The sequence below is a fragment of the Enterococcus sp. HMSC072F02 genome (assembly GCF_001837725.1).
Classification (GTDB): Bacteria; Bacillota; Bacilli; order Lactobacillales; family Enterococcaceae; genus Enterococcus_B; species Enterococcus_B lactis.
The window spans coordinates 1-23,048 of the sequence record NZ_KV833922.1; the positions used below are offsets into that span (position 1 = coordinate 1).

The following is a 23,048-nucleotide window of genomic DNA, read 5'->3' on the forward strand; positions in this document are numbered from 1 at the left end:
CACCTTTTACTTGACTAATCGTAGGAAAAAGGATGTGACATCACTTTTGTCACGTCCTTTTTTATGTATTGGATAAACACGAACAATAAAATGGTTTTCTTTATCAATATTCGAAATTTCTTTGACATCAAAAAATACGATTGTTAAAATATGGATGTAGAAAAACTGGGAGGAAAAACAATGACAGCAAAAATCTCTGTGATCATGGGGAGTACTTCAGATTGGGAAACAATGAAAGAAGCATGTCAAATATTGGAAGAATTCGGTGTGTCTTATGAAAAAAAAGTCGTTTCTGCTCATCGCACACCAGATTTGATGTTTGAATATGCACAAGGCGCTCGAGAAAAAGGAATCAAAATCATTATTGCAGGAGCAGGTGGAGCCGCCCATCTACCGGGGATGGTTGCGGCAAAAACAACTTTGCCGGTTATCGGCGTACCGGTCCAATCACGAACATTAAATGGTTTAGATTCGCTTCTGTCGATTGTTCAAATGCCTGGAGGCGTGCCTGTGGCTACTACGGCAATCGGAAAAGCTGGAGCAATTAATGCTGGACTACTTGCGATACAGATGCTTTCCATGTATGATTTAGAATTGGAGGCTAAATTGGCTGAAAGACGTTCAATGTTGGCTAAAACTGTTATAGAAAGTAGTGATCAACTTGGTTAAACCTTTGTTGCCTGGTTCAACGATCGGGATCGTCGGCGGCGGTCAATTAGGTCGTATGATGGCGATTAGTGCAAAAGAAATGGGCTTTAAAGTAGGTGTGCTGGATCCTGTAAGTGATTGTCCAGCCGCACAAGTTGCAGATTGGCACATTGAAAGTGTCTATGATGACACCTTTGCGCTGAAAGAGCTTGCTAGAAGAACAGATGTCATTACCTATGAATTTGAAAATGTCAGTGTAGAGGCGCTAAATGCGATCTTACCCATGTCATTTATTCCTCAAGGGACAGACTTGCTTGCGATTACGCAAGACCGCCTATTGGAAAAATCTTTTTTGGAAACGAACAACATCGTGATTGCTCCTTATGCAACGATCGTCAGTCCGACAGATATCCAAGATGCGATTGACGGGATCGGTTATCCCTGCGTTTTGAAAACCACTCGAGGCGGTTATGATGGCAAGGGGCAGTATGTTTTGAAAAGTCGTGCAGACTTGGCCCCTGCAATGGATCTTTTAAGAGAAGGAACCTGTGTTTTAGAAGCTTGGATCCCATTTGAAAAAGAGATTTCGATCATGGTAGCAGGAAATGGACAAGGAGATTTCACAACTTTTCCGGTCGTGGAAAATATCCATCGAAACAACATTCTGCACGAAACGATTGCTCCAGCTGCGATTGATCAGGATGTGATCGAGGAGGCTGAGCGTATTGCCCGTGTGATTGCAGAAGCAGTAAGTCTTTCAGGTGCTCTAGGGGTAGAAATGTTCTTAACAAAAACAGGCGGGTTATATGTGAATGAATTAGCCCCTCGTCCTCACAATTCTGGGCATTATTCTATCGAAGCTTGTTCTATGAGTCAGTTCGATGCCCATATTCGAGGTATTTGCGGCTGGCCATTAGGAGAAAAAGTTCGTCTGACAAGCAATGCAGTGATGGTCAATGTTTTGGGAGAACAACTGTTGGAAAGCTATCGCTTGATTGAGAATAAGCCAGACTGGCAATTCCATTTCTATGGAAAAAAACAAGCGAAAAAAGGTCGCAAGATGGGACATATCACTATCTTGACAGAAGACATCCAGCAAACGCTGGAAGAAATCAAACAAACGAATATTTGGGATTAGAGGAGAAAAAACATGTTAGAACGTTATACACGCCCTGAAATGGGGAATATCTGGACGGAAGAGAACAAATACCGTGCGTGGCTCGAAGTCGAGATTTTAGCAGATGAAGCTTGGGCAGAACTTGGTGAAATCCCACAAGAAGATGTGAAAAAAATCCGTGAACATGCATCATTTGATATCGATCGGATCTTGGAAATCGAAAAATCAACACGCCATGATGTCGTTGCTTTTACACGAGCAGTTTCTGAAACATTGGGAGAAGAAAGAAAATGGGTCCATTATGGTCTAACAAGTACGGATGTCGTAGATACTGCTTATGGCTATCTCATCAAGCAAGCAAATGATATATTACGGGAAGACCTGAAACGTTTTACAGAAATCATTGGCGAAAAAGCAAAAGAACACAAATATACAGTGATGATGGGTCGAACACACGGTGTCCATGCTGAACCAACTACTTTTGGATTGAAACTTGCCACATGGTATTCAGAAATGAAACGGAACATCGAACGATTCGAACATGCGGCAAAAGGAGTAGAAGCAGGAAAAATCTCAGGAGCAGTGGGGACGTTCGCAAATATCCCGCCATTTATTGAAGAGTATGTATGTAAACAATTGGGAATCCGTCCGCAAGAAATCTCTACTCAAGTTCTCCCTCGGGATCTACATGCTGAATATTTCTCAGCGATGGCGCTTATTGCTACAAGTATTGAACGCTTTGCAACAGAGATACGCGGATTGCAAAAGTCTGAAACACGTGAAGTAGAAGAGTTTTTTGCGAAAGGTCAAAAAGGTTCTTCTGCTATGCCACACAAAAGGAATCCAATCGGTTCAGAAAATATGGCTGGTCTAGCCAGAGTGGTGCGCGGACACATGGTCACTGCCTATGAAAATGTCACATTATGGCATGAAAGAGATATTTCTCATTCTTCAGCAGAGCGAATCATCTTGCCTGATACCACGATTTTATTGAATTACATGTTAAATCGTTTTGGCAATATCGTTAAAAATCTAACGGTCTTTCCTGAAAACATGAAGCGGAATATGTCTGCAACATTTGGTTTGATTTATAGCCAACGCGTTATGCTGAAATTGATCGATAAGGGAATGACAAGAGAAGAAGCTTATGATCTTGTTCAGCCAAAAACTGCGTATGCTTGGGACAACCAAGTTCAGTTCCGCCCGCTGTTAGAAGAAGATCCGACCATCACATCGGTCTTATCTAAAGAAGAAATAGACGATGCCTTTGATTATCATCATCATTTGAAAAACGTTGACGTGATATTCAAACGAGTAGGTTTGGAATAAAGAAGAGTGAGTTGCAAAATTTAATTAAAATAGAATAGCAAAAATAACCAAAAAAGAAGCAGATCCGTTAGCGGTTCTGCTTCTTTTTAGTTTATTATGTTTTCTTATCAATGATAGGAATAAAGCGACTACCTCTTTATATACAAAAAATAGAGGAATTAAGCGTAAATGGCTTGGCTATTATAACTAAAATGCTGGTTATGGAGATGTTGCAGCAAATTTTCGAGAAAAGTATATTCCATCTCTTGTCCATTAAATAAGATCTGGATACGATAGTGATTTTTGAAAAGTTTCTGCTCGTGGATCTGACTGATTAAAAGTTCGCCTTTGTGTTCTGTTCGATAACGAAAAGTCCTTTTACGGCATTCAGCGCAACGCTTAGCTGCTCGGCGGATTTTCCGAAAGGTATAAAAACTAGTATCTTTATTGCATAAATAAACGTCTTTGATCGACAACAAATCATTATATAGACAGGAACGTTCTTCAGCCGTTAACTCTGATAAAAAAAGCTGACCTTGTTTTATTGCATCTTCCATCGGCAAGTGCCTCCTCGATCCAGTTATCCAAATTTTTAGTTAATTTTAATATACCATCATTATATATAAATGTAAACGCTTGTTGATGAGGGGGATTTTGTACTTACAACAAAACACGAACATTAAAAGAATCTAATGCCTTTAATGTACATATTTATATTGATTTCTAAAAAGATGATTGTTAAAATTAAAAGTGAAAACACGAACAAAAATCGTTGTATTTGCTTTGAATGTAAATAAAAAGGAGAATCGGACATGGAGAAAAAAGAACTTCTGTACGAAGGGAAAGCCAAAAAATTATATCTTACCTCTGATGAAAACTTGATTTGGGTAGAATACTTAGATCAGGCGACTGCGTTGAATGGCGCGAGGAAAGATCAGATAAGTGGGAAAGGAGAATTGAATAATCAAATCACAAGTACGATTTTCCGCTATCTGACCCAGCGAGGAATAAAAAATCATTTTATTGAACAATTATCTAAAACCGAACAATTAGTAAAAAAGGTACAAATCATCCCTCTGGAAGTGGTGATCCGAAATATTGCAGCAGGAAGTTTCTCAAAACGTCTAGGTGTTCCTGAAGGCAAAAAATTAATCAAGCCAATCGTTGAATTCTACTATAAGGATGATCAGTTGGATGATCCGTTTGTCAATGAAGAGCATATCTATTACTTGCAACTGGCAAAACCGGAAGAAATCAGTGAGCTGAAAACCCAAGCATTAGCTATCAATAAAATTTTGATCGAATTATTCGCTAAGGTTGGTCTGGTTTTAGTAGATTTCAAGCTAGAGTTTGGTCGGTCGAATGAAAAAATATTACTTGCGGACGAAGTAACACCGGATACTTGCCGATTATGGGATGAACATACGAATGAACATATGGACAAAGACGTTTACCGCAGAGGCTTAGGTAATCTGATTCCAGTCTATCAAGAAGTATATAACCGTCTATCGGAACTAACTGAAGAAAAGGAGCGAGTATGATGTATTTCGTAAAAGTTTATGTAACCTATAAAGATTCAGTATTAGATCCTCAAGGAGAAGCAGTAAAAAAAGCAGTCCATCGTATGGGATATGAAACAATCGAAGATATCCGTATCGGAAAATACTTTGAGATACAACTTGCTGATACAGAAGAACCAATCGATACAGTGATTGAAACGATTTGTGATAAGTTGCTTGCAAATGTAAATATGGAAACATACCGATATGAAATCAAAAAAATGGAGGAAGTATAACATGAAATTTGCGGTCATCGTTTTTCCAGGTTCAAATTGTGACGCAGATATGTTATGGGCAGTTCGCGAGATCATGGGCGCTGATGCCGAATTTGTACGGCATGATGAGTCCTCTTTAGAAGGATTTGATGGGGTTTTACTGCCGGGAGGATTCTCCTATGGTGACTATTTGAGATGCGGCGCGATTGCTCGGTTTTCTACAATCATGGAAGAAGTGATTCGTTTTGCTGAAGAAGGGAAACCCGTATTCGGTACATGTAATGGATTCCAGATATTGACAGAAGCTGGACTGTTGCCAGGTGTACTGAGACGAAATGAGTCTTTGCATTTTATTTGTAAAACTGTACCATTGAAAGTCAATCCTAAGACGGCCTTTACTTCAGAATATGAAGCAGATGAAATAATCTCTCTTCCAGTTGCTCATGGGGAAGGAAATTATTTCTGTGACGAAGAAACACTTGAAGACCTAAAGGAAAATAATCAGATCGTCTTTACTTATAATGACAACATCAACGGCAGCGTGGAAAACATTGCAGGGATTACGAATAAAGCGGGGAATGTGTTAGGAATGATGCCTCATCCAGAACGTGCAGTAGAAGACTTGCTAGGATCAGAAGATGGGAAACGATTCTTTGCTTCCATTTTAAAAAACTTCGGAAAGGTGACCGTATAGATGAAAACATTGAATGAGCCGACAGCTGAAGAGATCAAGAAAAAAAGAATCTATGCCGAATGGGGATTGACTGATGAAGAATATCGAATGATCGAAGAAGATATCTTAGGAAGAATGCCTAATTATACGGAAACTGGACTGTTTTCTGTTATGTGGAGCGAACATTGTTCCTATAAAAATTCTAAACCGGTTCTACGCAAATTTCCTACTAGTGGACCTCATGTCTTGCAAGGGCCTGGAGAAGGCGCAGGCATCGTCGACATCGGTGATGGACTAGCAGTTGTCTTCAAAGCAGAAAGTCACAACCATCCCTCAGCCGTGGAGCCTTATGAAGGAGCTGCGACAGGAGTTGGCGGAATCATCAGAGATATTTTCAGCATGGGTGCTCGTCCAATTGCGTTGCTAGATTCATTGAGATTCGGCGAATTAGATAATCCAAGAACAAAATATTTACTAGAAGAAGTAGTTGCAGGTATCGGCGGATACGGCAATTGTATCGGCATACCGACTGTAGGTGGCGAAATTGCATTTGATCCTTGTTATGAAGGAAATCCATTAGTCAATGCAATGTGTGTAGGTTTGATTGAACACAAAGATATCCAGAAAGGGCAAGCTGCTGGTGTCGGCAATTCGATCATGTATGTAGGAGCAAAAACAGGTCGCGACGGCATCCACGGCGCAACTTTTGCCTCAGAAGAATTTAGTCAAGAAGAAGAACAGCAACGTTCTGCTGTACAAGTAGGGGATCCTTTTATGGAAAAGCTACTGCTTGAAGCGTGTTTGGAATTAATCTTGCATCATTCGGATTCTCTAGTAGGTATACAGGATATGGGAGCAGCAGGACTTGTTTCATCTAGTGCGGAAATGGCTTCAAAAGCTGGTTCAGGACTTATATTGACATTAGACGAAGTCCCACAAAGAGAAACTGGAATGACGCCTTATGAAATGATGCTATCCGAATCACAAGAACGGATGTTGATTTGTGTCAAATCAGGAGAGGAGGAAAAAATCCAAGAACTATTTCAGAAGTATGATCTAGATGCAGTCACTATCGGTAAAGTAACAGACGACGGGCAATATCGTCTATATCATCAAGGGAAAGAAGTAGCGAATCTGCCAGTCGATGCGCTGGCTGAAGATGCGCCAGTCTATCATAAAGAGATGAAAGAACCAGCTCGAATCGCAGATTTTCAGCAGTTGGCTTCTTATCAGCCGGTTATTGAAGAACCTGGACAAGTATTGCTTGATCTGTTGCAACAACCGACGATTGCTTCGAAACGTTCAATCTACGAAACTTATGATTCACAAGTACAAACCAATACAGTGGTCTGTCCAGGAAGCGATGCGGCTGTGATGAGAGTCAGAGGGACGAATAAAGCATTAGCGATGACCACAGACTGCAACGCTCGCTATCTCTATTTGGATCCAAAAGTCGGAGGACAAATAGCAGTGGCAGAAGCAGCTAGAAATATCATTGCTAGCGGTGGTAGACCCTTGGCGATCACCGACTGCCTGAACTATGGTTCTCCTGATAAACCAGAAGTTTTTTGGGAATTATCGACTTCAGCTGACGGCATTGCTGCTGCGTGTGAAACGTTAGGAACTCCTGTTATTTCAGGAAATGTCTCTTTATATAATGAAACGGACGGTCAAGCAATCTATCCAACACCGATGATCGGTATGGTCGGATTGATCGAGGAACATGAACATATCACTACTCAAGAATTCAAAAAATCAGGGGATCTAATCTATATATTAGGCAAGACGTTTGCAGATTTTGATGGCAGTGAATTACAAAAGATGCAGCTTGGAAGAATCGAAGGGGTGATTCGAAACTTTGATCTAGCCGTTGAAAAGAAAAACCAGGAGTTAGTATTGACAGCCATCCAAAATGGATTGATTGAAAGTGCCCATGACTGTTCAGAAGGTGGTTTGGCAATTGCACTGGCAGAATCAGCTTTCAAATATCAGTTAGGTTTATCTGTGCAGTTTGGCTTGCCCTCTGCTCAATTGTTTGCAGAAACTCAATCAAGGTTTGTATTGACAGTTGCACCGGAAAACCAGACACGATTCGAAGAAATGATGGGAGATGCTGCTGTTTTAGCAGGTAAGGTGACGGATGAAGCGCTAATCGAAATATCAGCAACTGACGGTCAAATCAAAATAGAAACAGCAGTAGCAAGAAAGTGCTGGGAGGATGCAATCGTATGTCTTATGAAGTGAAGAGTTTAAATGAAGAATGCGGGATCTTCGGTGTTTGGGGTCATCCAGACGCCGCTAGTGTGGCATACTTCGGGCTCCATAGTCTTCAGCATCGAGGACAAGAAGGTGCGGGTATCGTGTCCAATGATCGAGGGAAACTCATGGGGCATCGAGATCTGGGTCTACTTTCTGAGGTATTCAAAGATCAAAGAAAATTGCAGCAGTTAATAGGAGAAGCTGCAATCGGACATGTACGTTATGCAACAGCAGGCAATGGAAGTGTGGACAATATTCAGCCTTTTCTATTCAAATTTCATGATCAGTCGATCGGCTTAGCGCATAATGGTAACTTGATCAATGCTCGCTCCCTTAGAAAAGAGTTAGAGGAAAATGGGGCAATCTTCCATTCCAACTCCGATACGGAGATATTGATGCATTTGATCCGACGAAGTGAAGAAACAGATTTTTTAAATAAATTGAAAAGTGCTTTAAATGAAGTCAAAGGTGGCTTTGCCTATTTATTAATGACAGAAACGGCAATGATTGCCGCTTTGGACCCGAATGGTTTTCGTCCATTAGCAATCGGACAAATGAAAAACGGAGCATACGTGATTGCCTCGGAAACTTGTGCATTAGAAGTTATTGGGGCACGTTTTATAAGAGATGTCCAGCCTGGTGAGATAGTGATCATCAATGACGAAGGAATCCAGATTGATTGCTTTACGAAGGACACGCAGCTTTCTATTTGTTCGATGGAATATATCTATTTTGCCAGACCGGATTCAAATATCGCAGGGATCAATGTGCATACTGCCCGGAAAAATATGGGACGGAATTTAGCGAAAGAATCGCCAGTAAAAGCAGACATGGTTGTTGGTGTACCTAATTCTTCTTTGTCAGCCGCAAGTGGTTATGCAGAAGCTAGCGGTATCCCTTATGAAATTGGATTAGTAAAAAATCAATACATTGCCCGAACATTTATCCAGCCGACGCCAGAGCTAAGAGAGCAAGGGGTCCGAATGAAATTGTCTGCTGTACGCGGGGTAGTGGAAGGGAAAAAGGTGATCATGGTTGATGATTCGATCGTTCGGGGCACGACAAGCAGACGGATCGTCCATCTTTTGAAAGAAGCAGGAGCAAAAGAAGTACATGTGAGGATTGCTTCTCCTCCTTTGAAATATCCATGTTTTTATGGGATTGATATTCAAACGCGTAAAGAACTCATTGCGGCCAATCATACGATTGATGAAATCAAAGAATGTATCGGTGCCGATTCTTTAGGTTTTTTAAGTGAAGAGGGTCTAATCGAATCGATCGGTCTGGAAAAAGATGCCCCGTATTCAGGATTGTGTATGGCTTATTTCAACGGAGATTATCCGACACCGTTATATGACTATGAAGAAAAATATCAGGAATCACTAAAAGAAAAAGTATCGTTCTTTTAAAAGCAGATCAAGAAGGGAGCATATGAAGCCAATGGCAAATGCATACGCAAAAGCTGGCGTAGATGTCGAAGCTGGATATGAAGTAGTAGAACGGATCAAGAAGCATGTCAAAAAAACGGAACGATTAGGTGTGACGGGCGCTATAGGAGGATTCGGCGGCTGTTTCGATTTATCGGTCTTTCAATTAAAAGAGCCAGTCCTTGTTTCGGGGACCGATGGTGTAGGGACGAAATTAGCAGTAGCAATCGAAGCGGACAAACACGACACGATCGGAATTGACTGCGTAGCGATGTGTGTCAATGATATCTTAGCACAAGGCGCAGAGCCGTTGTATTTCTTAGACTACTTAGCAACGGGGAAAAATGATCCGACACGTTTAGAAAATGTAGTAAAAGGTGTAGCGGATGGGTGTGTTCAAGGAAATATGGCACTGATTGGCGGAGAGACAGCTGAAATGCCCGGTATGTACTCTGGAAATGATTATGATCTAGCCGGATTTGCTGTAGGGATAGCTGAAAAATCTCAATTATTGACAGGAGAAACAATCAACCCAGGAGACGTGTTGCTTGGAATAGCATCTAGCGGAATCCATTCAAATGGGTACTCTCTTGTTCGCAAAATTTTCTTTGAGCAGCAGCAGTTTTCTTTATCATCAAAACTGCCAGAATTGAAAAAAACACTTGGCGAAGTATTACTTGAACCAACGAAAATCTATGTTTCTTCCTTGCTTCCCCTAATCAAAGAAAAGAAAATCAAAGGAGCTGCACATATCACCGGTGGAGGGTTTGTAGAAAATATCCCACGAATGTTACCAGAATCTATGGCTGCTGAAATCAAACTTGGCACATGGCCGATTCTTCCGATCTTCGGCTGTTTACAAAAATATGGTGAGATTCCTATGATGGAGATGTATGAAATATTCAATATGGGCATTGGGATGGTCTTAGCAGTCGAGGAAGCAAAAGTAAAAGAAATCGTACACGAGATTGAGCAAGCTGGCGAAAAAGTTTATGAAATCGGGAAAGTGATCGCCAAAGAAAAACATCGTGTGGTGTTTACAGGAGAAGAACGATGAGAATCGCTGTTTTTGCTTCTGGAAACGGAAGCAACTTTCAAGCGCTAGCCGATTATTTATCAAAAAAAGGATTGGAAGCTTCGATTGACTGGTTGTTTTGTGATCAGCCTGCAGCATATGTTTTGAAACGTGCAGTCGCATTGGATGTACCGGCAGATTGTTTTTCACCTAAAGAATTTGAATCCAAAAAAGAGTATGAAGAAGCGATTTTGCATAAATTGAAAGAAAAAAAGATCGATTTGATTGTACTAGCTGGATACATGCGAATCATTGGACCAGTATTGCTGGAAAATTATGATAAAAGAATCATCAATATCCATCCATCTCTTTTACCTTCATTCCCTGGTTTGCATGGCATTCGTGATGCATTTGAAGCTGGAGTAAAAGAAACGGGTGTCACAATTCATTATATCGACCAAGGTGTAGATACTGGACCAATCATCCGACAGGAAAAAGTGAGGATCGAACAGGAGGACACGTTCGATTCTTTAGAAGAAAAAATCCATAGAGTAGAACATCGAATCTATCCAGAAGTGATTAGTGAAATTATTGAAAATGGAGGCTATCTGAAATGACAAGAGCATTGATCAGTGTATCAGATAAAACTGGGATTGTAGCATTTGCCCAAGGTTTGATTGAACAAGGAGTAGAAATCATTTCAACAGGAGGAACAAAGCATGCATTGGATCAAGCTGGGATCAAAACGCTTTCGATCGAAGAAGTGACAGGGTTTCCTGAAATGATGGATGGTCGTGTCAAAACACTTCATCCTAAAATCCATGGTGGTCTTTTAGGGAGACGCGATCTCCCTAGCCACATGGAGGCAATGGAGACGGAAAATATCCAACCAATCGACTTTGTTTGTGTCAATTTATATCCTTTCAAAGAAACGATTATGAAACAAGATGTCGAAATAGCAGAAGCTATTGAAAACATTGATATCGGTGGTCCTAGTATGCTCCGTAGTGCAGCAAAAAACCATGAATTTGTCACCGCTGTTGTTGATCCATCTGACTATGAAGAGGTACTTTCAGAATTACGTCAGTATGGGCATACTTCACTTTCTTTCAGACAAAAACTAGCGGCAAAAGTCTTTCGTCATACTGCTGCATATGATGCACTGATCGCTCAATACTTAACGGATTGGGTGGAAGAAAAAGAACCGGAAAAATTGACACTTACGTATGAACGAAAACAAACGCTTCGTTACGGTGAAAATAGTCATCAAGCCGCTGCCTTTTATCAGTCCGCTCTTCTGGAAAAATATTCGATCGCAGCAGCAAAACAACTCCATGGGAAAGAACTTTCTTATAATAATATCCGTGATGCGGATGCTGCGTTACGGATTATGAAGGAATATGACGAGCCAACGGTAGTCGCCTTGAAACACATGAATCCTTGCGGTATTGGGTCAGCATCTACGATTTTAGAAGCGTGGGAAGCAGCATATGAAGCAGATCCTGTTTCAATCTTTGGTGGGATCATCGTTTTGAATCGAGAAGTAGATCTGCCAACAGCAGAACAGATGCATAAGCTGTTTCTAGAAATCATCATTGCCCCTTCTTATACACAAGAAGCTTTGGAATTACTGCAAAAAAAGAAAAACATCCGATTACTGACAATAGACTTTGCGCAAGAAGAAAGTCAAAATCGAGAAGAAACGGTCTCAGTCTTAGGTGGACTTCTTGTACAAGATCAAGATCTGGCAATGGAAAACGAAGAAGCGTGGAAAGTCGTGACAAAACGTAAGCCAACTCCAGCAGAAGTAAAAGCATTGGCGTTTGCTTGGAAAGCTGTCAAACATGTGAAATCTAATGCGATCGTGCTGGCAAACGAACGTCAGACAGTAGGAATCGGAGCCGGTCAGATGAATCGAGTCGGTTCAGTAAAAATTGCGATTGAACAAGCGCAAGAGAAAATGGAAGGTGCAGTTTTAGCTAGCGATGCTTATTTCCCAATGGATGATTCAGTTGAATATGCAGCCAAACATGGTATAAAAGCAATCATTCAGCCAGGCGGAAGTATCAAAGATCAAGATTCTATTGATATGGCGAATAAATACGATCTAGCAATGGTCTTTACTGATGTTCGGCATTTTAGACATTAGAGAGGAGTCGGATAAATGAACATTTTGGTGATCGGTGCAGGTGGTCGTGAACATGCAATAAGTAAAAAACTTTTAGACAGTCCGAAGGTGGATACTGTGTATTGTGCGCCAGGAAATCCTGGAATGGCAAAGGATGGTATCAATTGTGTCGCTATCAGTGATCAAGATCATTCAGCATTAATTCATTTTGTTAAGAAAGAGGCTATTGATTGGAGTATCGTTGGTCCTGAAGTTCCTTTATTAAATGGAATCGTCGATGATTTTATGGCGGAAGGATTGAAAATCTTCGGTCCGACAAAAGCAGCAGCTCTGATCGAAGGTTCGAAAAGTTTTGCTAAACAATTGATGGAGACGTATCAAATCCCGACAGCTAAATCCAGAAGTTTTGAATGTTACGAAAAAGCAGCAGCGTATATCAAAGAAAACGGTGCGCCAATCGTAGTGAAAGCGGATGGCTTAGCAGCTGGAAAAGGTGTAGTCGTGGCTACAACAGTGAAGGAAGCGCTGGATGCGGCAGAACAAATGTTGAACCAGCATCGATTTGGGAACAGCAGCAAAAAAATCGTCGTAGAAGAGTTTTTGGCAGGAGAAGAATTCTCCCTTTTGGCGTTTGTCCGTGATACCAAGGTGTATCCGATGGTCATTTCGCAAGATCATAAGCGGGCATTTGATAACGATAAAGGGCCAAATACAGGGGGGATGGGAGCTTATTCACCAGTACCGCAAATTCCAAAAAAGATGATTGAAAAAGCTGTGGAAGAAGTTTTGAAACCAGCGGCTTTAGGAATGAAAGAACTAGGACGCTCTTTCACGGGTGTTTTATATGCGGGTTTGATTGCTACGAAGGAAGGACCAAAAGTGATCGAATTTAATGCTCGTTTCGGTGATCCTGAAACGCAAGTCGTTCTTTCTCGGTTGAAGAGTGACTTTGCGCAAGTAATCGATGATTTATTAGAGAAACGTGCAGTAGAGTTAAAGTGGCAGCAAGAAGGATACAATGTAGGTGTTGTGGTGGCAGCTGCCGGTTACCCCGAAGAATATGAGACAGGAATGGTTCTACCAGATTTTCTGGAAGAAGAGCTTTCTGTTTACTATGCTGGAGTTTCCTCAAATAACGGCAAACTAGTTGGAGCAGGAGGTCGTCTTTATTTAGTAGAAGCATATGGTGAGACGATCAAAGAAGCACAGGAAAAAATCTACACCGCGTTAATGGATAAAACGACAGATGGAACATTTTATCGTACAGATATTGGAGAAAAAGCTGCCAATAGCGAACTGGTCGTGAAGTAAATCAGCTGCTTCCATTTATAAAAAAATACAACAAATATAGTCGGAAGTGTCGATTTTAGTGAAGCCTTTTCATAAAGAGTGTGGTACACTTTTGTTGTGTATATAAATAAGGAGGAGTTCAGATGAAAAAAATTCAATTAGGTACTTCTGACCAGAAAGTAGCTGCAGTGATCTTAGGCTGTATGCGTATCAACAATGCGGAAGATCCAGTAAAAGTGATTGAGACAGCTTATGAAAACGGCATTGATTTTTTTGACCATGCAGATATTTATGGGAACGGTGAATGTGAAGAAATCTTTGCAGATGCTCTAGCAAAAACATCAATCAAACGAGAAGATCTTTTTATTCAAACAAAATGTGGAATCGTTCCAGGTGTGATGTTTGATTTTTCTAAAAAACATATCATTGAATCTGTGGAAAAAAGTTTGACCCGTCTGAAAATGGATTATGTGGATGCTTTACTTCTTCATCGTCCAGATACATTGGTAGAACCAGAAGAGGTAGCTGAAGCATTTGATGAATTGGAACGATCAGGTAAAGTCCGTTATTTTGGTGTCAGCAATCAAAAACCAATGCAAATCGAATTGCTGAAAAAATATGTTCGTCAACCATTAGTAGCTAATCAGCTGCAATTTGGCTTGAAACATACTGGAATGATCGATCAAGGGATTCATGTCAATATGACAGATGAAGCAAGTATCGACCATGATGGTAGTGTACTTGATTATTCCCGTTTGCATGATATGACGATCCAAGCGTGGTCGCCATACCAGTATGGATTTTTTGAAGGTGTATTTATCGGGAACGAAAAATTCCCTGAATTAAACCAAACATTAGAAGAACTAGCAGCTAAATATCAAACGACACCAACTGGCTTGGCTTCTGCTTGGATTTTGCGCCATCCAGCCAATATGCAAGTAATCGCCGGTACGATGAACGTAGGGCGAATCAAGGAAATCGCTCAAGCATCAGAAATTAATATGTCTCGGGAAGATTGGTACGAATTGTACCGTGCTGCTGGAAACATTTTACCTTAAAAGTTGTCATGCAGGTGAACGGTGCGATCAATTAAAAAGGCGGAATATCTTGAAAGCTATTTTCAGCTTCGAGATATTCCATCTTTTTTTAATTACAACGGGAAAGAGTATCACTGTACGGATTTTATTTATTATTTATTTTTGTTTTCAAGGAAAATCTGTGTCCGATATTCTTTTGGGGAAATCCCTTGTTTTTTCTTAAATAAATAACTGAAATAGTTAGGGTCATTATAACCAATCTCAAAAGCAATATCTGAGATACGATAGTCTGATTGCTGTAATAATTTTTTTGCTAATTCGATTCTTTGTTCTGTCAGATAATCGATGAATGTTTGGTTAAACGATTGAGAAAAAATCGTACTGAAATGAGAAGGGCTTAATGCAACTTGTTGAGCGACCCAAGTTAAGGACATATCTGGATCGGTAAAATTTTCTTTGATAAAATCCAATGCATGGTTCAAAATTGGCTGATATTTGTTCCTTGAAGGCTGTGAGGGCAGAGCAGTTAAGAAAGAAATGAACATATAAACAGTCGAACGGTAAAGCGAATCGTCGGCGCTGATTGCTAAGCGTTGACTGGTGGATGTGCAATGAACCATTTCTTGCGGGATTTCCTTTTCTTTCAGGCAGACATGCTGGAGTAGCTTAGTCAAGACAAATAAACGATATAATCGTGTTCGAGTTGGTGTGCCTTGTGGTTCCGTCAAGTGTTCGATGTACTTAGATACTTCGTTTTTCGATAATGAAGACAAATCAAGTGAGAGATCAAAGTAAAAGACAGAATCAACTGGAAGTTTCGCTTCTTTAATCAAATCCTCATAGCTGATAATTTGATCTTTAAGGGAACTGGCAGTTTCAAGTATCATCTGCGTGATCTCGAAAGATGCAGGTAATTCGCTGATTCTTTCTGCGACAGGACCGATGGCGACAGAAAAATTATTTTTTTGTCCCTTCTCTAATTCATGGACCAACGTTTGGGCTACCTGATAACTGGTCTCGATTACATTTTCTTCAAGAGGATCAACTATTAAAAATTTAATGAATCGCGAGGAAACAGCAGAAAAAATCACTTGTTGATTCTCCCTAAATAAAAACTTCAAATAATCACTGAGATGAGCGTAATCTTCAAAGTCTGTACTGACTTGGTTTGCTGCTAATAATACGGTCATTTTTTTCCCTGCTAAAGAGCGATTGAAAGATTCAGCAAGTTTCAATGTTTCACTGATTGTAAGTGAGCCTTTGAACAAACCGTTCAAGAAATGATTTTTTTTCAATTCGAAAACAAGGTCAGAAGAAGGGAGCGTTTCTTTTTGCTGCAAGTCTAAAGCAGTCACTGCTTTTTCTATTGCTTGTTTCAATTCGTTGCTTTTAATTGGTTTAAGTAGATAATCATCTGCCTGTACTTGGATTGCCCCTTTCATATAATCGAAATCGTCGAATCCGCTAATAAATATGAGGCGAGTCCAAGGAAGCAGTTTCCTTGCTTCTTTTGAAAAAGTCAAACCGTCCATGAATGGCATTTGGATATCAGTCAGAATGATATCGGGCTGTAAGTCGATAATCGAAGACAGTGCCATCTCACCATCTCCAGCTTCCCCGACATATGTGATTGGATAATATGAACCAAGGGCAGTTATTTGTTCCCGTAAGTTATTGCGAATGAGGTATTCGTCTTCGATGATAAAAACTTTATACATATTTGTTTCCTCCAATTGTTTTGGGAGATATAGGAATCGTCAGTGTGACAGTTGTCCCTTCTCGGTATTTGCTGTCAATCGTGATAGGTTTTTGATTATTTCCGTAATAGAGAAGGAGACGCTTGTTTACGTTGTAAAGCCCGTAGCCGATACTGAAATCTGAATCGATCCCTTTGGCTAACTCTTTACGTATTTCTGCTAGTTTTTCTGCAGGAATGCCAATACCGTTGTCTATGACTTTGAATTGGATCATTTCGTCGATTTTGCATGCAGTAATACGAATAAATCCTTTGTGACGAACATACTTTGTTCCATGGTACACAGCATTTTCGATCAATGGTTGCAAAATCATCTTTAAAATAGAAACAGGAAAAAGTGTTTCTGGTATATCGATCTTATAGTCAAGCATATGTCTATATCTTATTTTTAAAATGACCAAATAATCATTGATATGGCTGATTTCCTTTTCAAGAGGAATCCAGTCTTGTCCTTTGCTTAAAGACGTACGAAAAAAGCCGGAAAGTGCATGGGTCATAGTCAGAGCTTCTTCAAAGCAGTCTTGTTCGATCAAAGAAATGATGGCATCCAAACTGTTATAAATAAAATGGGGAGTAATCTGAGCTTGCAATACACGAACTTCACTTTGTGCTAAATGGTATTGTTTCAAAGCGTTTTCCCGTAAAGACTGGTTTAGTTCTTCCGCCATTTTGTTCATACTAGCGGTAAGTATCTGTAGTTCTTGTGTTTCTGGCATGTTTAAACGAAATCCAAGATTTCCTGAAGAAAGCTGTTCGGACATTGTGATCAGCTGATTGATCGGCTCTTGGACCTTTTGTTCTAAAAAGCGACGATTCTTTTTCGCATAGAAAAAAATAGTACTAAGAACCCCCAATTCTACTATTGTTAATAAAATGAGTGAGCGGACAAGCGTCGTATTTTTTTGACTTGCTAAGTCGCTTTCCACACGAACAAAGTCCTGTAAAATATCTGACAGTAGTTGAGTGACAGAATCTACCTGATTGATGATCTGTTCATTGGTATCCATAAAATCTTCTGCCAAGATATGATGAATGAGCTCAGTTTGATAATCTTCCAATGTATCGATCGTACGTAACGATACATCTAACGTACTAATTTCTTTAAGTGTATTGGTATTATTTTTGATCTCTCGAATGTCATTCCTAAGTTCTTCTAGGATATTTTCCTTATTGAACTCATCTACGGTTACTTGGCCAGAAATCAAGTCCCACATACTTTCCAAAACTTTTTGATCAACCTTCAAAGCAATTGCATCTGCTTTTTGGATATTTGCGATCGTCTGTTGATAAATCAAAAGCTGTTGCGAATATAACAGTATGCTCAGTAGCAAAGGGATAACAGCAAATAGAAGCATGGCTTTGTTTGCTTGGGCAAAAATCTGTTTTATGCTTAAATTTTTTGTCATGATACTTCTCCAGTCAATAATTTCTGGTTGGGATGTTAGCTATATTCTGTTGGGAAAAGACAGTCTCGGAAATAAAAATATCTTTAGGTAGTGTTTTTCCTGTTTGAAGATTTCCAAAATAACGAGTAACGGTATTGGCTACATACCAGCCGACATCAGGTTTACACTCGACTACGCAATTGACGATTCCTGAGCGTAGATTCTCGATCATATCTTCTTGTCCATCAATCGTTACAATGATCAAATCTTCTCCAGGTTTGATTGATGTTTCTTTTATCGCAGCTAAAGCACCGTGAGTCATTTCATCACTATGGCTGTATAATACATCGATTTCGGATAAATCATTTGTTTCTAAATATCGTTTCATCTGGTCTTTTCCTTTCATCCGAATAAAATCACCGACAATTCGGTGAACAATAGTCATTGGAGGTTTATGGTCAATAGTTCCATCTTTTTTTAGGGTTGGTTTACGATTGATTGATTCCAAAAATCCTTCGGAGCGTAGCTTGGTCGGTGTGGAGTTCTCTGAACCAGCAAGTTCTAGGATTCTGATTTCCTGTTTCTTTGAATTTGTGAAGTGATTGCTGACAAATAAACCCGCCCGATTTCCTTCTGCTTTGAAACTGGGGCCGATGTGGGTGACGAAAAGTTCGGGATCATTCGTTTGAATATGTCTGTTGACAAGTATGACAGGGATCTCTGCTCGCTTTGCTTCTTTTAATACAGAGTCCCACCCGGATTCTTGCAATGGAGTAAAAATGATCATATCCACTTTATAGGCAATAAATGTCCGTATATCTTGGATTTGCCGTTCCTGATTCATGTAGCCATTTCGGTAGAGAACTTGATAATCTTCTTTTTCAAGCGCAGTGATAATTGATTCAGTATGCTTTTTCCGCCAGCTACTCTCCGTTCCTGATTGCGAAAAACCAACGACTAGTGGGTCAGGTGCTTCCTTTGTATTAGGTGTACACCCCATCATTTGGTAAGCGATTACAATAAGGGCTAAAAAAAATAAAACACGTTTCACTTTAGATCACTCCATCTGGATTTGTTAGTACTATCTTATCAGATAAAGGAGAAAATCAAAGTCAAAAGGAATTAATCGAAAAAAATCCAAGAAACTTAAAAAAATCCAAGACAAAAAAAGAACACCTAAAAAATTTAAAGTAAATCCCATAAAAAAATCAATGTTAACGCTTTCTTTATTAGCTATACTCGGTGTATCAATTGAAATGGGGGATAAAAAATGAAAAACAAATTTAGAAAGATTCTTGGGAGTATCGCTATTTTGACCGCAAGCATTCTATTAAGTGCGTGTGGCAATTCAGGATCTGCAGATGATAGTACGGGGTATGTAGGAATCGCTATGCCGACCAAATCAGCAGAAAGATGGATCGCTGATGGGAACAACATGGTCTCAGAATTAGAAAAACTGGGTTATAAAACAGATCTTCAATACGGAGAAGATAAAGTAGAAAATCAAGTAGCGCAAATCGAAAATATGATTACAAAAGGGGTAGATACACTTGTGATTGCTTCTATCGATGGTTCAGCTTTAACTGATGTGTTAGCTAAAGCAAAAGAAGCAGATATCAAGGTAATCGCCTATGATCGTTTACTGATGAATTCAGAAAATGTCGATTACTACGCGACTTTTGATAATTTTGGAGTAGGTGTATCGCAAGCAGCTTATATTGAAGAGCACTTAGGATTGAAAGAAGGAAAAGGGCCATTCACGATTGAATTATTTGGTGGCTCGCCTGACGACAACAATGCACTAATTAATTACAACGGAGTGATGTCTGTTTTACAACCATATATGGACAACGGTCAGTTGATCGTGCCATCTGGACAGACGAGTTTCAGTCAAATCGCTACGCTTCGCTGGGATGGTTCTACGGCGCAAGCAAGGATGGATAATCTGTTAAGCGCAAATTATACTGACCAAACATTGGATGCTGTTTTGTCGCCATATGATCCAATAAGTTTAGGAATCATTTCGTCATTAAAAGGCGTGGGGTATGGGAGTGAAAGTAAACCTTTACCTGTGATTACTGGACAAGATGCGACAGTTGCTGGCGTCAAATCGATCATTGCCGGGGAACAAACACAAACGATCTTTAAAGACACACGTATCTTAGCAAAAAATACGATTGAAATGATCAAAGCAATCAGTGATGGAGAAGAGGTTCCGGTCAATGATACTGAAACTTATGATAATGGGGTGAAAACTGTTCCTACGTATTTAGCAAATACAGTATCTGTCGATAAAGATAATTATCAAGCAGAGCTGATCGACACAGATTATTATAAAGAATCCGATCTGAAAAATTGAGAGGAACCAAACAAGGAACTAAAGAGATCTAAGTCAGAGAGAGGATAAGAATTATGGCGGATTGTATTTTAAAAATGGCAGATATCACCAAAAAATTTTCTGGAATCCGAGCGTTAGATTGCGTGAATCTGATGATTGAACGTGGGGAAATCCATGCATTGTGCGGAGAAAACGGAGCGGGAAAATCAACATTGATGAATGTCTTGAGCGGCTTATATCCATATGGCTCCTATGACGGGGAAATCTTTTATGATGGAAAGCTGTGTCAATTCAAAGATTTGAAAGATAGTGAAGAAAAAGGCATCGTCATCATTCATCAAGAATTAGCACTAAGTCCTTATCTTTCAGTAAAAGAGAATATTTTTCTCGGAAATGAACAAGCAGAAAGAGGCGTGATTGATTGGGAACTGACAGAAAAGAAAACGTATGAATTGCTGAACAAAGTCGGTTTGTCTATCGACCCGAATCTTCTAGTATCCCAGATTGGCGTAGGGCAACAGCAACTAGTTGAAATAGCTAAAGCATTATCAAAATCCGTCCGTCTATTGATTTTGGATGAGCCTACCGCTGCATTGAATGAAGAAGAAAGCGCGAATTTGCTGAGATTGATCCGAGAGCTGAAAGAGCAGGGTGTAACCTCCATCATTATTTCACATAAGCTGAATGAAATCGTGGATATCGCAGATCGAATCACTATTTTACGGGATGGACAGACGATTGAGACGCTAGAAAATGAAATGATCAGCGAAGAGCGTATTATTCGCGGGATGGTGGGCAGAGATTTAGTTGATCGTTATCCTGAAAGAAAACCGGATATTGGAGAAGTTTATTTTAAAGTAGAAGACTGGACGGTCTATCACCCTCTTGATCAGGAGCGAATCATAAACGACCATATCAACTTGCATTTGAAAAAAGGAGAGATTGTAGGAATAGCTGGGCTGATGGGAGCGGGCAGAACTGAATTCGCTATGAGTCTATTTGGACATTCTTATGGAAGCAAGATATCCGGACGTATATTAAAGGAAGGGGCAGAGATATCAGTTAAGACCGTTCCTTCAGCCATTGCAAACGGACTCGCTTATGTCTCGGAGGACCGAAAATCTTTAGGACTGAATCTGCTGATGGATATTCGGGAAAACGTGACGCTGAGCAGTTTGGATAAAATAAGTCAAAAAGGAGTATTAGATAAAGAAAAAGAAGTAACTGAGGCAGAAAATTTCCGGAAAAAGATGCGTATAAAAACAAACTCCATCCATCAAATTGTCAGTAGTCTTAGTGGTGGGAATCAACAAAAAGTCGTTTTATCCAAGTGGCTGATGACACAACCCGATATTCTTTTTTTAGATGAGCCAACCCGTGGGATAGACGTTGGGGCAAAATACGAGATCTACACGATTATCGAAGAAATGGCAGCAAATGGCAAAGCTGTCTGTCTTATCTCTTCTGAACTTCCTGAAATCTTAGGAATGTGTGATCGGATCTATACGATGAACGAAGGACGTATTACAGGAGAAGTCTCGCGAGAAGAGGCAGATCAGGAAGCCTTGATGAAATTAATGACGAAAGAAGAGGTGGGGTAAGTTGGAACAAGCAAAAAATCTTACGGATAAAAAAGAGAAAAAACTAAATTTGAAAAGTAGAGCAGCTGATCTTTTTGGTCACTACAGCATGGTGATCATTTTAGCGGGACTACTTATTGCGTTTCAATTGATGACAGATGGTATTTTCTGGCGTCCATTGAATATAACTAACCTTGTTTTGCAAAATAGTCATATATTAGTACTAGCTGCAGGGATGTTATTAGTTGTGCTCTTAGGTCATGTGGATTTGTCGGTAGGGTCAGTGATGGCGTTTGTTGGTGCAATTGCGGGCATGATGATGGTCAATCGCCAAATGAACCCGTGGGTGACAGTCATCACATGTCTTGCAGTAGGCGGGCTGATCGGCGCATGGCAAGGTTTTTGGGTAGCTTATGCTGGGATACCGGCGTTTATCGTGACTTTAGCAGGATTGCTGATGTTTCGTGGACTGACACAAGTTGTTCTAGGAGGCCAATCTCTGGCACCTTTTCCAGCTGTTTTCCAAAAAATGTCTACGGGTTATTTACCAGACTTAAGCGAAGGAAGTAGCCTTCACTTCTTGACATTGATTTTAGGAATGATCATCACCATCGTGTTAGTTGTTGGACAATGGCGAACAAGAAATCGTCGGAAAAATCATTTATTTGAAGTGGAATCTCCAACAGCTTTCTTGGTAAAGGCGGTATTTACAGCAGTCGTTGTACTAGGGATAACTTATATCTTTGCCTCTTATCAAGGATATCCGATCATTTTGATCATTCTCGGTTTGATCGTCGCGGCATATGGGTTTTTGACAAATAAAACAGTAGCAGGTCGCCAGATTTATGCGACGGGCGGAAATCGAAAAGCGGCTGAACTATCAGGAATCAAAACAAAGCGGATCACGTTCTGGGTTTTCGTCAACATGGGAGTCATGGCAGCTTTAGCTGGATTAGTTTTAGCAGCTCGGTTAAATGCGGCGACACCTCAAGCGGGTACTTCGATGGAACTAGATGCGATGGCGGCAGTATATTTTGGTGGTGCTTCGACATCTGGCGGCATCGGAACGATTATGGGGGCGATTGTCGGTGGCTTGGTCATGGGTGTATTGAACAATGGCATGTCGATTTTAGGCGTTGGGGTAGATTGGCAACAGGCGATCAAAGGGTTGATCTTGCTTTTAGCCGTTGTATTAGACTTGTATAACAAGAAAAAACGGACAACGTAGGAGAACACCGTTTATTCAGAAAAAAGACTGTGACAAGACATTTGTCACAGCCTTTTTTCCTACGATTAGTCAAGTAAAAGGTGCA

Annotated in this window: 20 protein-coding genes; 16 read left to right on the forward strand and 4 right to left on the reverse strand. The window is 40.2% G+C overall.

Annotation, left to right across the window (positions count from 1 at the left end; genetic code table 11):
• Positions 1–180: 180 nt before the first annotated feature.
• Genes purE through purB form a run of 3 tightly spaced genes read left to right on the forward strand, consistent with a single transcriptional unit; the run spans position 181 to position 3,094 of the window.
• Positions 181–669 carry a 5-(carboxyamino)imidazole ribonucleotide mutase gene (gene purE / locus HMPREF2731_RS02910; protein WP_002309494.1) on the forward strand — a complete coding sequence of 163 codons (489 nt, stop codon included), beginning with the start codon at positions 181–183 and terminating at the stop codon, positions 667–669.
• Positions 662–1,786 carry a 5-(carboxyamino)imidazole ribonucleotide synthase gene (gene purK, locus HMPREF2731_RS02915; protein ID WP_002309493.1) on the forward strand — a complete coding sequence of 375 codons (1,125 nt, stop codon included), beginning with the start codon at positions 662–664 and terminating at the stop codon, positions 1,784–1,786. Before purE ends, purK begins: the two co-directional genes overlap by 8 nt.
• Positions 1,787–1,798: 12 nt before the next feature.
• On the forward strand, positions 1,799–3,094 hold the full coding sequence (gene purB / locus HMPREF2731_RS02920; RefSeq protein WP_002306865.1) for an adenylosuccinate lyase: 1,296 nt from the start codon (positions 1,799–1,801) through the stop codon (positions 3,092–3,094).
• A gap of 158 nt (positions 3,095–3,252) precedes the next feature.
• On the opposite strand, the gene HMPREF2731_RS02925 is transcribed toward purB, so the two are convergent.
• Positions 3,253–3,630: a hypothetical protein gene (locus tag HMPREF2731_RS02925; protein ID WP_002309492.1), complete on the reverse strand. Its 378-nt coding sequence runs from the start codon at positions 3,628–3,630 to the stop codon at positions 3,253–3,255.
• A 255-nt stretch (positions 3,631–3,885) separates the two neighbouring features.
• Here HMPREF2731_RS02925 and purC point away from each other — a divergent pair, with 255 nt between their 5' ends.
• The 10 genes from purC (at position 3,886) to HMPREF2731_RS02975 (ending at position 14,697) form a co-directional block, all read left to right on the forward strand.
• Positions 3,886–4,614 (forward strand): phosphoribosylaminoimidazolesuccinocarboxamide synthase, encoded by a 729-nt coding sequence (gene purC, locus HMPREF2731_RS02930; RefSeq protein ID WP_002313847.1) that lies wholly within the window; start codon positions 3,886–3,888, stop codon positions 4,612–4,614.
• Positions 4,614–4,868 carry a phosphoribosylformylglycinamidine synthase subunit PurS gene (purS, locus tag HMPREF2731_RS02935; protein WP_002309490.1) on the forward strand — a complete coding sequence of 85 codons (255 nt, stop codon included), beginning with the start codon at positions 4,614–4,616 and terminating at the stop codon, positions 4,866–4,868. Before purC ends, purS begins: the two co-directional genes overlap by 1 nt.
• Before the next feature lies 1 nt (position 4,869).
• Positions 4,870–5,541 carry a phosphoribosylformylglycinamidine synthase subunit PurQ gene (gene purQ / locus HMPREF2731_RS02940; protein WP_002313846.1) on the forward strand — a complete coding sequence of 224 codons (672 nt, stop codon included), beginning with the start codon at positions 4,870–4,872 and terminating at the stop codon, positions 5,539–5,541.
• A complete protein-coding gene (purL, locus tag HMPREF2731_RS02945) occupies positions 5,542–7,764 on the forward strand; it encodes a phosphoribosylformylglycinamidine synthase subunit PurL (protein ID WP_002313845.1) in 2,223 nt (740 codons plus the stop codon). It begins immediately after the preceding gene.
• On the forward strand, positions 7,749–9,188 hold the full coding sequence (purF, locus tag HMPREF2731_RS02950) for an amidophosphoribosyltransferase (protein WP_002313844.1): 1,440 nt from the start codon (positions 7,749–7,751) through the stop codon (positions 9,186–9,188). The genes purL and purF overlap by 16 nt, the downstream gene beginning before the upstream one ends.
• A 22-nt stretch (positions 9,189–9,210) precedes the next feature.
• Positions 9,211–10,263: a phosphoribosylformylglycinamidine cyclo-ligase gene (gene purM / locus HMPREF2731_RS02955; RefSeq protein ID WP_176747850.1), complete on the forward strand. Its 1,053-nt coding sequence runs from the start codon at positions 9,211–9,213 to the stop codon at positions 10,261–10,263.
• The gene (gene purN / locus HMPREF2731_RS02960) at positions 10,260–10,838 is read left to right on the forward strand and encodes a phosphoribosylglycinamide formyltransferase (protein WP_002313843.1); all 579 of its coding nucleotides are present in this window, start codon (positions 10,260–10,262) and stop codon (positions 10,836–10,838) included. Before purM ends, purN begins: the two co-directional genes overlap by 4 nt.
• Positions 10,835–12,370 carry a bifunctional phosphoribosylaminoimidazolecarboxamide formyltransferase/IMP cyclohydrolase gene (gene purH / locus HMPREF2731_RS02965; RefSeq protein ID WP_002313842.1) on the forward strand — a complete coding sequence of 512 codons (1,536 nt, stop codon included), beginning with the start codon at positions 10,835–10,837 and terminating at the stop codon, positions 12,368–12,370. Before purN ends, purH begins: the two co-directional genes overlap by 4 nt.
• 15 nt (positions 12,371–12,385) lie before the next feature.
• Positions 12,386–13,660 carry a phosphoribosylamine--glycine ligase gene (purD, locus tag HMPREF2731_RS02970; protein WP_002313841.1) on the forward strand — a complete coding sequence of 425 codons (1,275 nt, stop codon included), beginning with the start codon at positions 12,386–12,388 and terminating at the stop codon, positions 13,658–13,660.
• A 122-nt stretch (positions 13,661–13,782) separates the two neighbouring features.
• On the forward strand, positions 13,783–14,697 hold the full coding sequence (locus HMPREF2731_RS02975; RefSeq protein WP_002309474.1) for an aldo/keto reductase: 915 nt from the start codon (positions 13,783–13,785) through the stop codon (positions 14,695–14,697).
• Positions 14,698–14,828: 131 nt separating this feature from the next.
• On the opposite strand, the gene HMPREF2731_RS02980 is transcribed toward HMPREF2731_RS02975, so the two are convergent.
• From HMPREF2731_RS02980 to HMPREF2731_RS02990, 3 genes are read right to left on the reverse strand one after another with little or no spacing between them, the layout of a single operon-like run.
• The gene (locus HMPREF2731_RS02980) at positions 14,829–16,394 is read right to left on the reverse strand and encodes a response regulator transcription factor (protein WP_002319925.1); all 1,566 of its coding nucleotides are present in this window, start codon (positions 16,392–16,394) and stop codon (positions 14,829–14,831) included.
• Positions 16,387–17,838: a sensor histidine kinase gene (locus HMPREF2731_RS02985; RefSeq protein WP_070872284.1), complete on the reverse strand. Its 1,452-nt coding sequence runs from the start codon at positions 17,836–17,838 to the stop codon at positions 16,387–16,389. The genes HMPREF2731_RS02980 and HMPREF2731_RS02985 overlap by 8 nt, the downstream gene beginning before the upstream one ends.
• Positions 17,839–17,851: 13 nt before the next feature.
• Complete coding sequence (locus HMPREF2731_RS02990; protein ID WP_002313838.1) at positions 17,852–18,868, reverse strand: ABC transporter substrate-binding protein; 1,017 nt, start codon at positions 18,866–18,868, stop codon at positions 17,852–17,854.
• 219 nt (positions 18,869–19,087) lie between these two features.
• Here HMPREF2731_RS02990 and chvE point away from each other — a divergent pair, with 219 nt between their 5' ends.
• From chvE to mmsB, 3 genes are read left to right on the forward strand one after another with little or no spacing between them, the layout of a single operon-like run.
• Positions 19,088–20,176: a multiple monosaccharide ABC transporter substrate-binding protein gene (chvE, locus tag HMPREF2731_RS02995; protein ID WP_002313837.1), complete on the forward strand. Its 1,089-nt coding sequence runs from the start codon at positions 19,088–19,090 to the stop codon at positions 20,174–20,176.
• A 53-nt stretch (positions 20,177–20,229) separates the two neighbouring features.
• Positions 20,230–21,756, forward strand: a complete 1,527-nt coding sequence (gene mmsA / locus HMPREF2731_RS03000) for a multiple monosaccharide ABC transporter ATP-binding protein (RefSeq protein ID WP_070872285.1) — start codon at positions 20,230–20,232, stop codon at positions 21,754–21,756.
• Position 21,757: 1 nt separating this feature from the next.
• Positions 21,758–22,963, forward strand: a complete 1,206-nt coding sequence (mmsB, locus tag HMPREF2731_RS03005) for a multiple monosaccharide ABC transporter permease (protein WP_002313835.1) — start codon at positions 21,758–21,760, stop codon at positions 22,961–22,963.
• Positions 22,964–23,048: the final 85 nt, after the last annotated feature.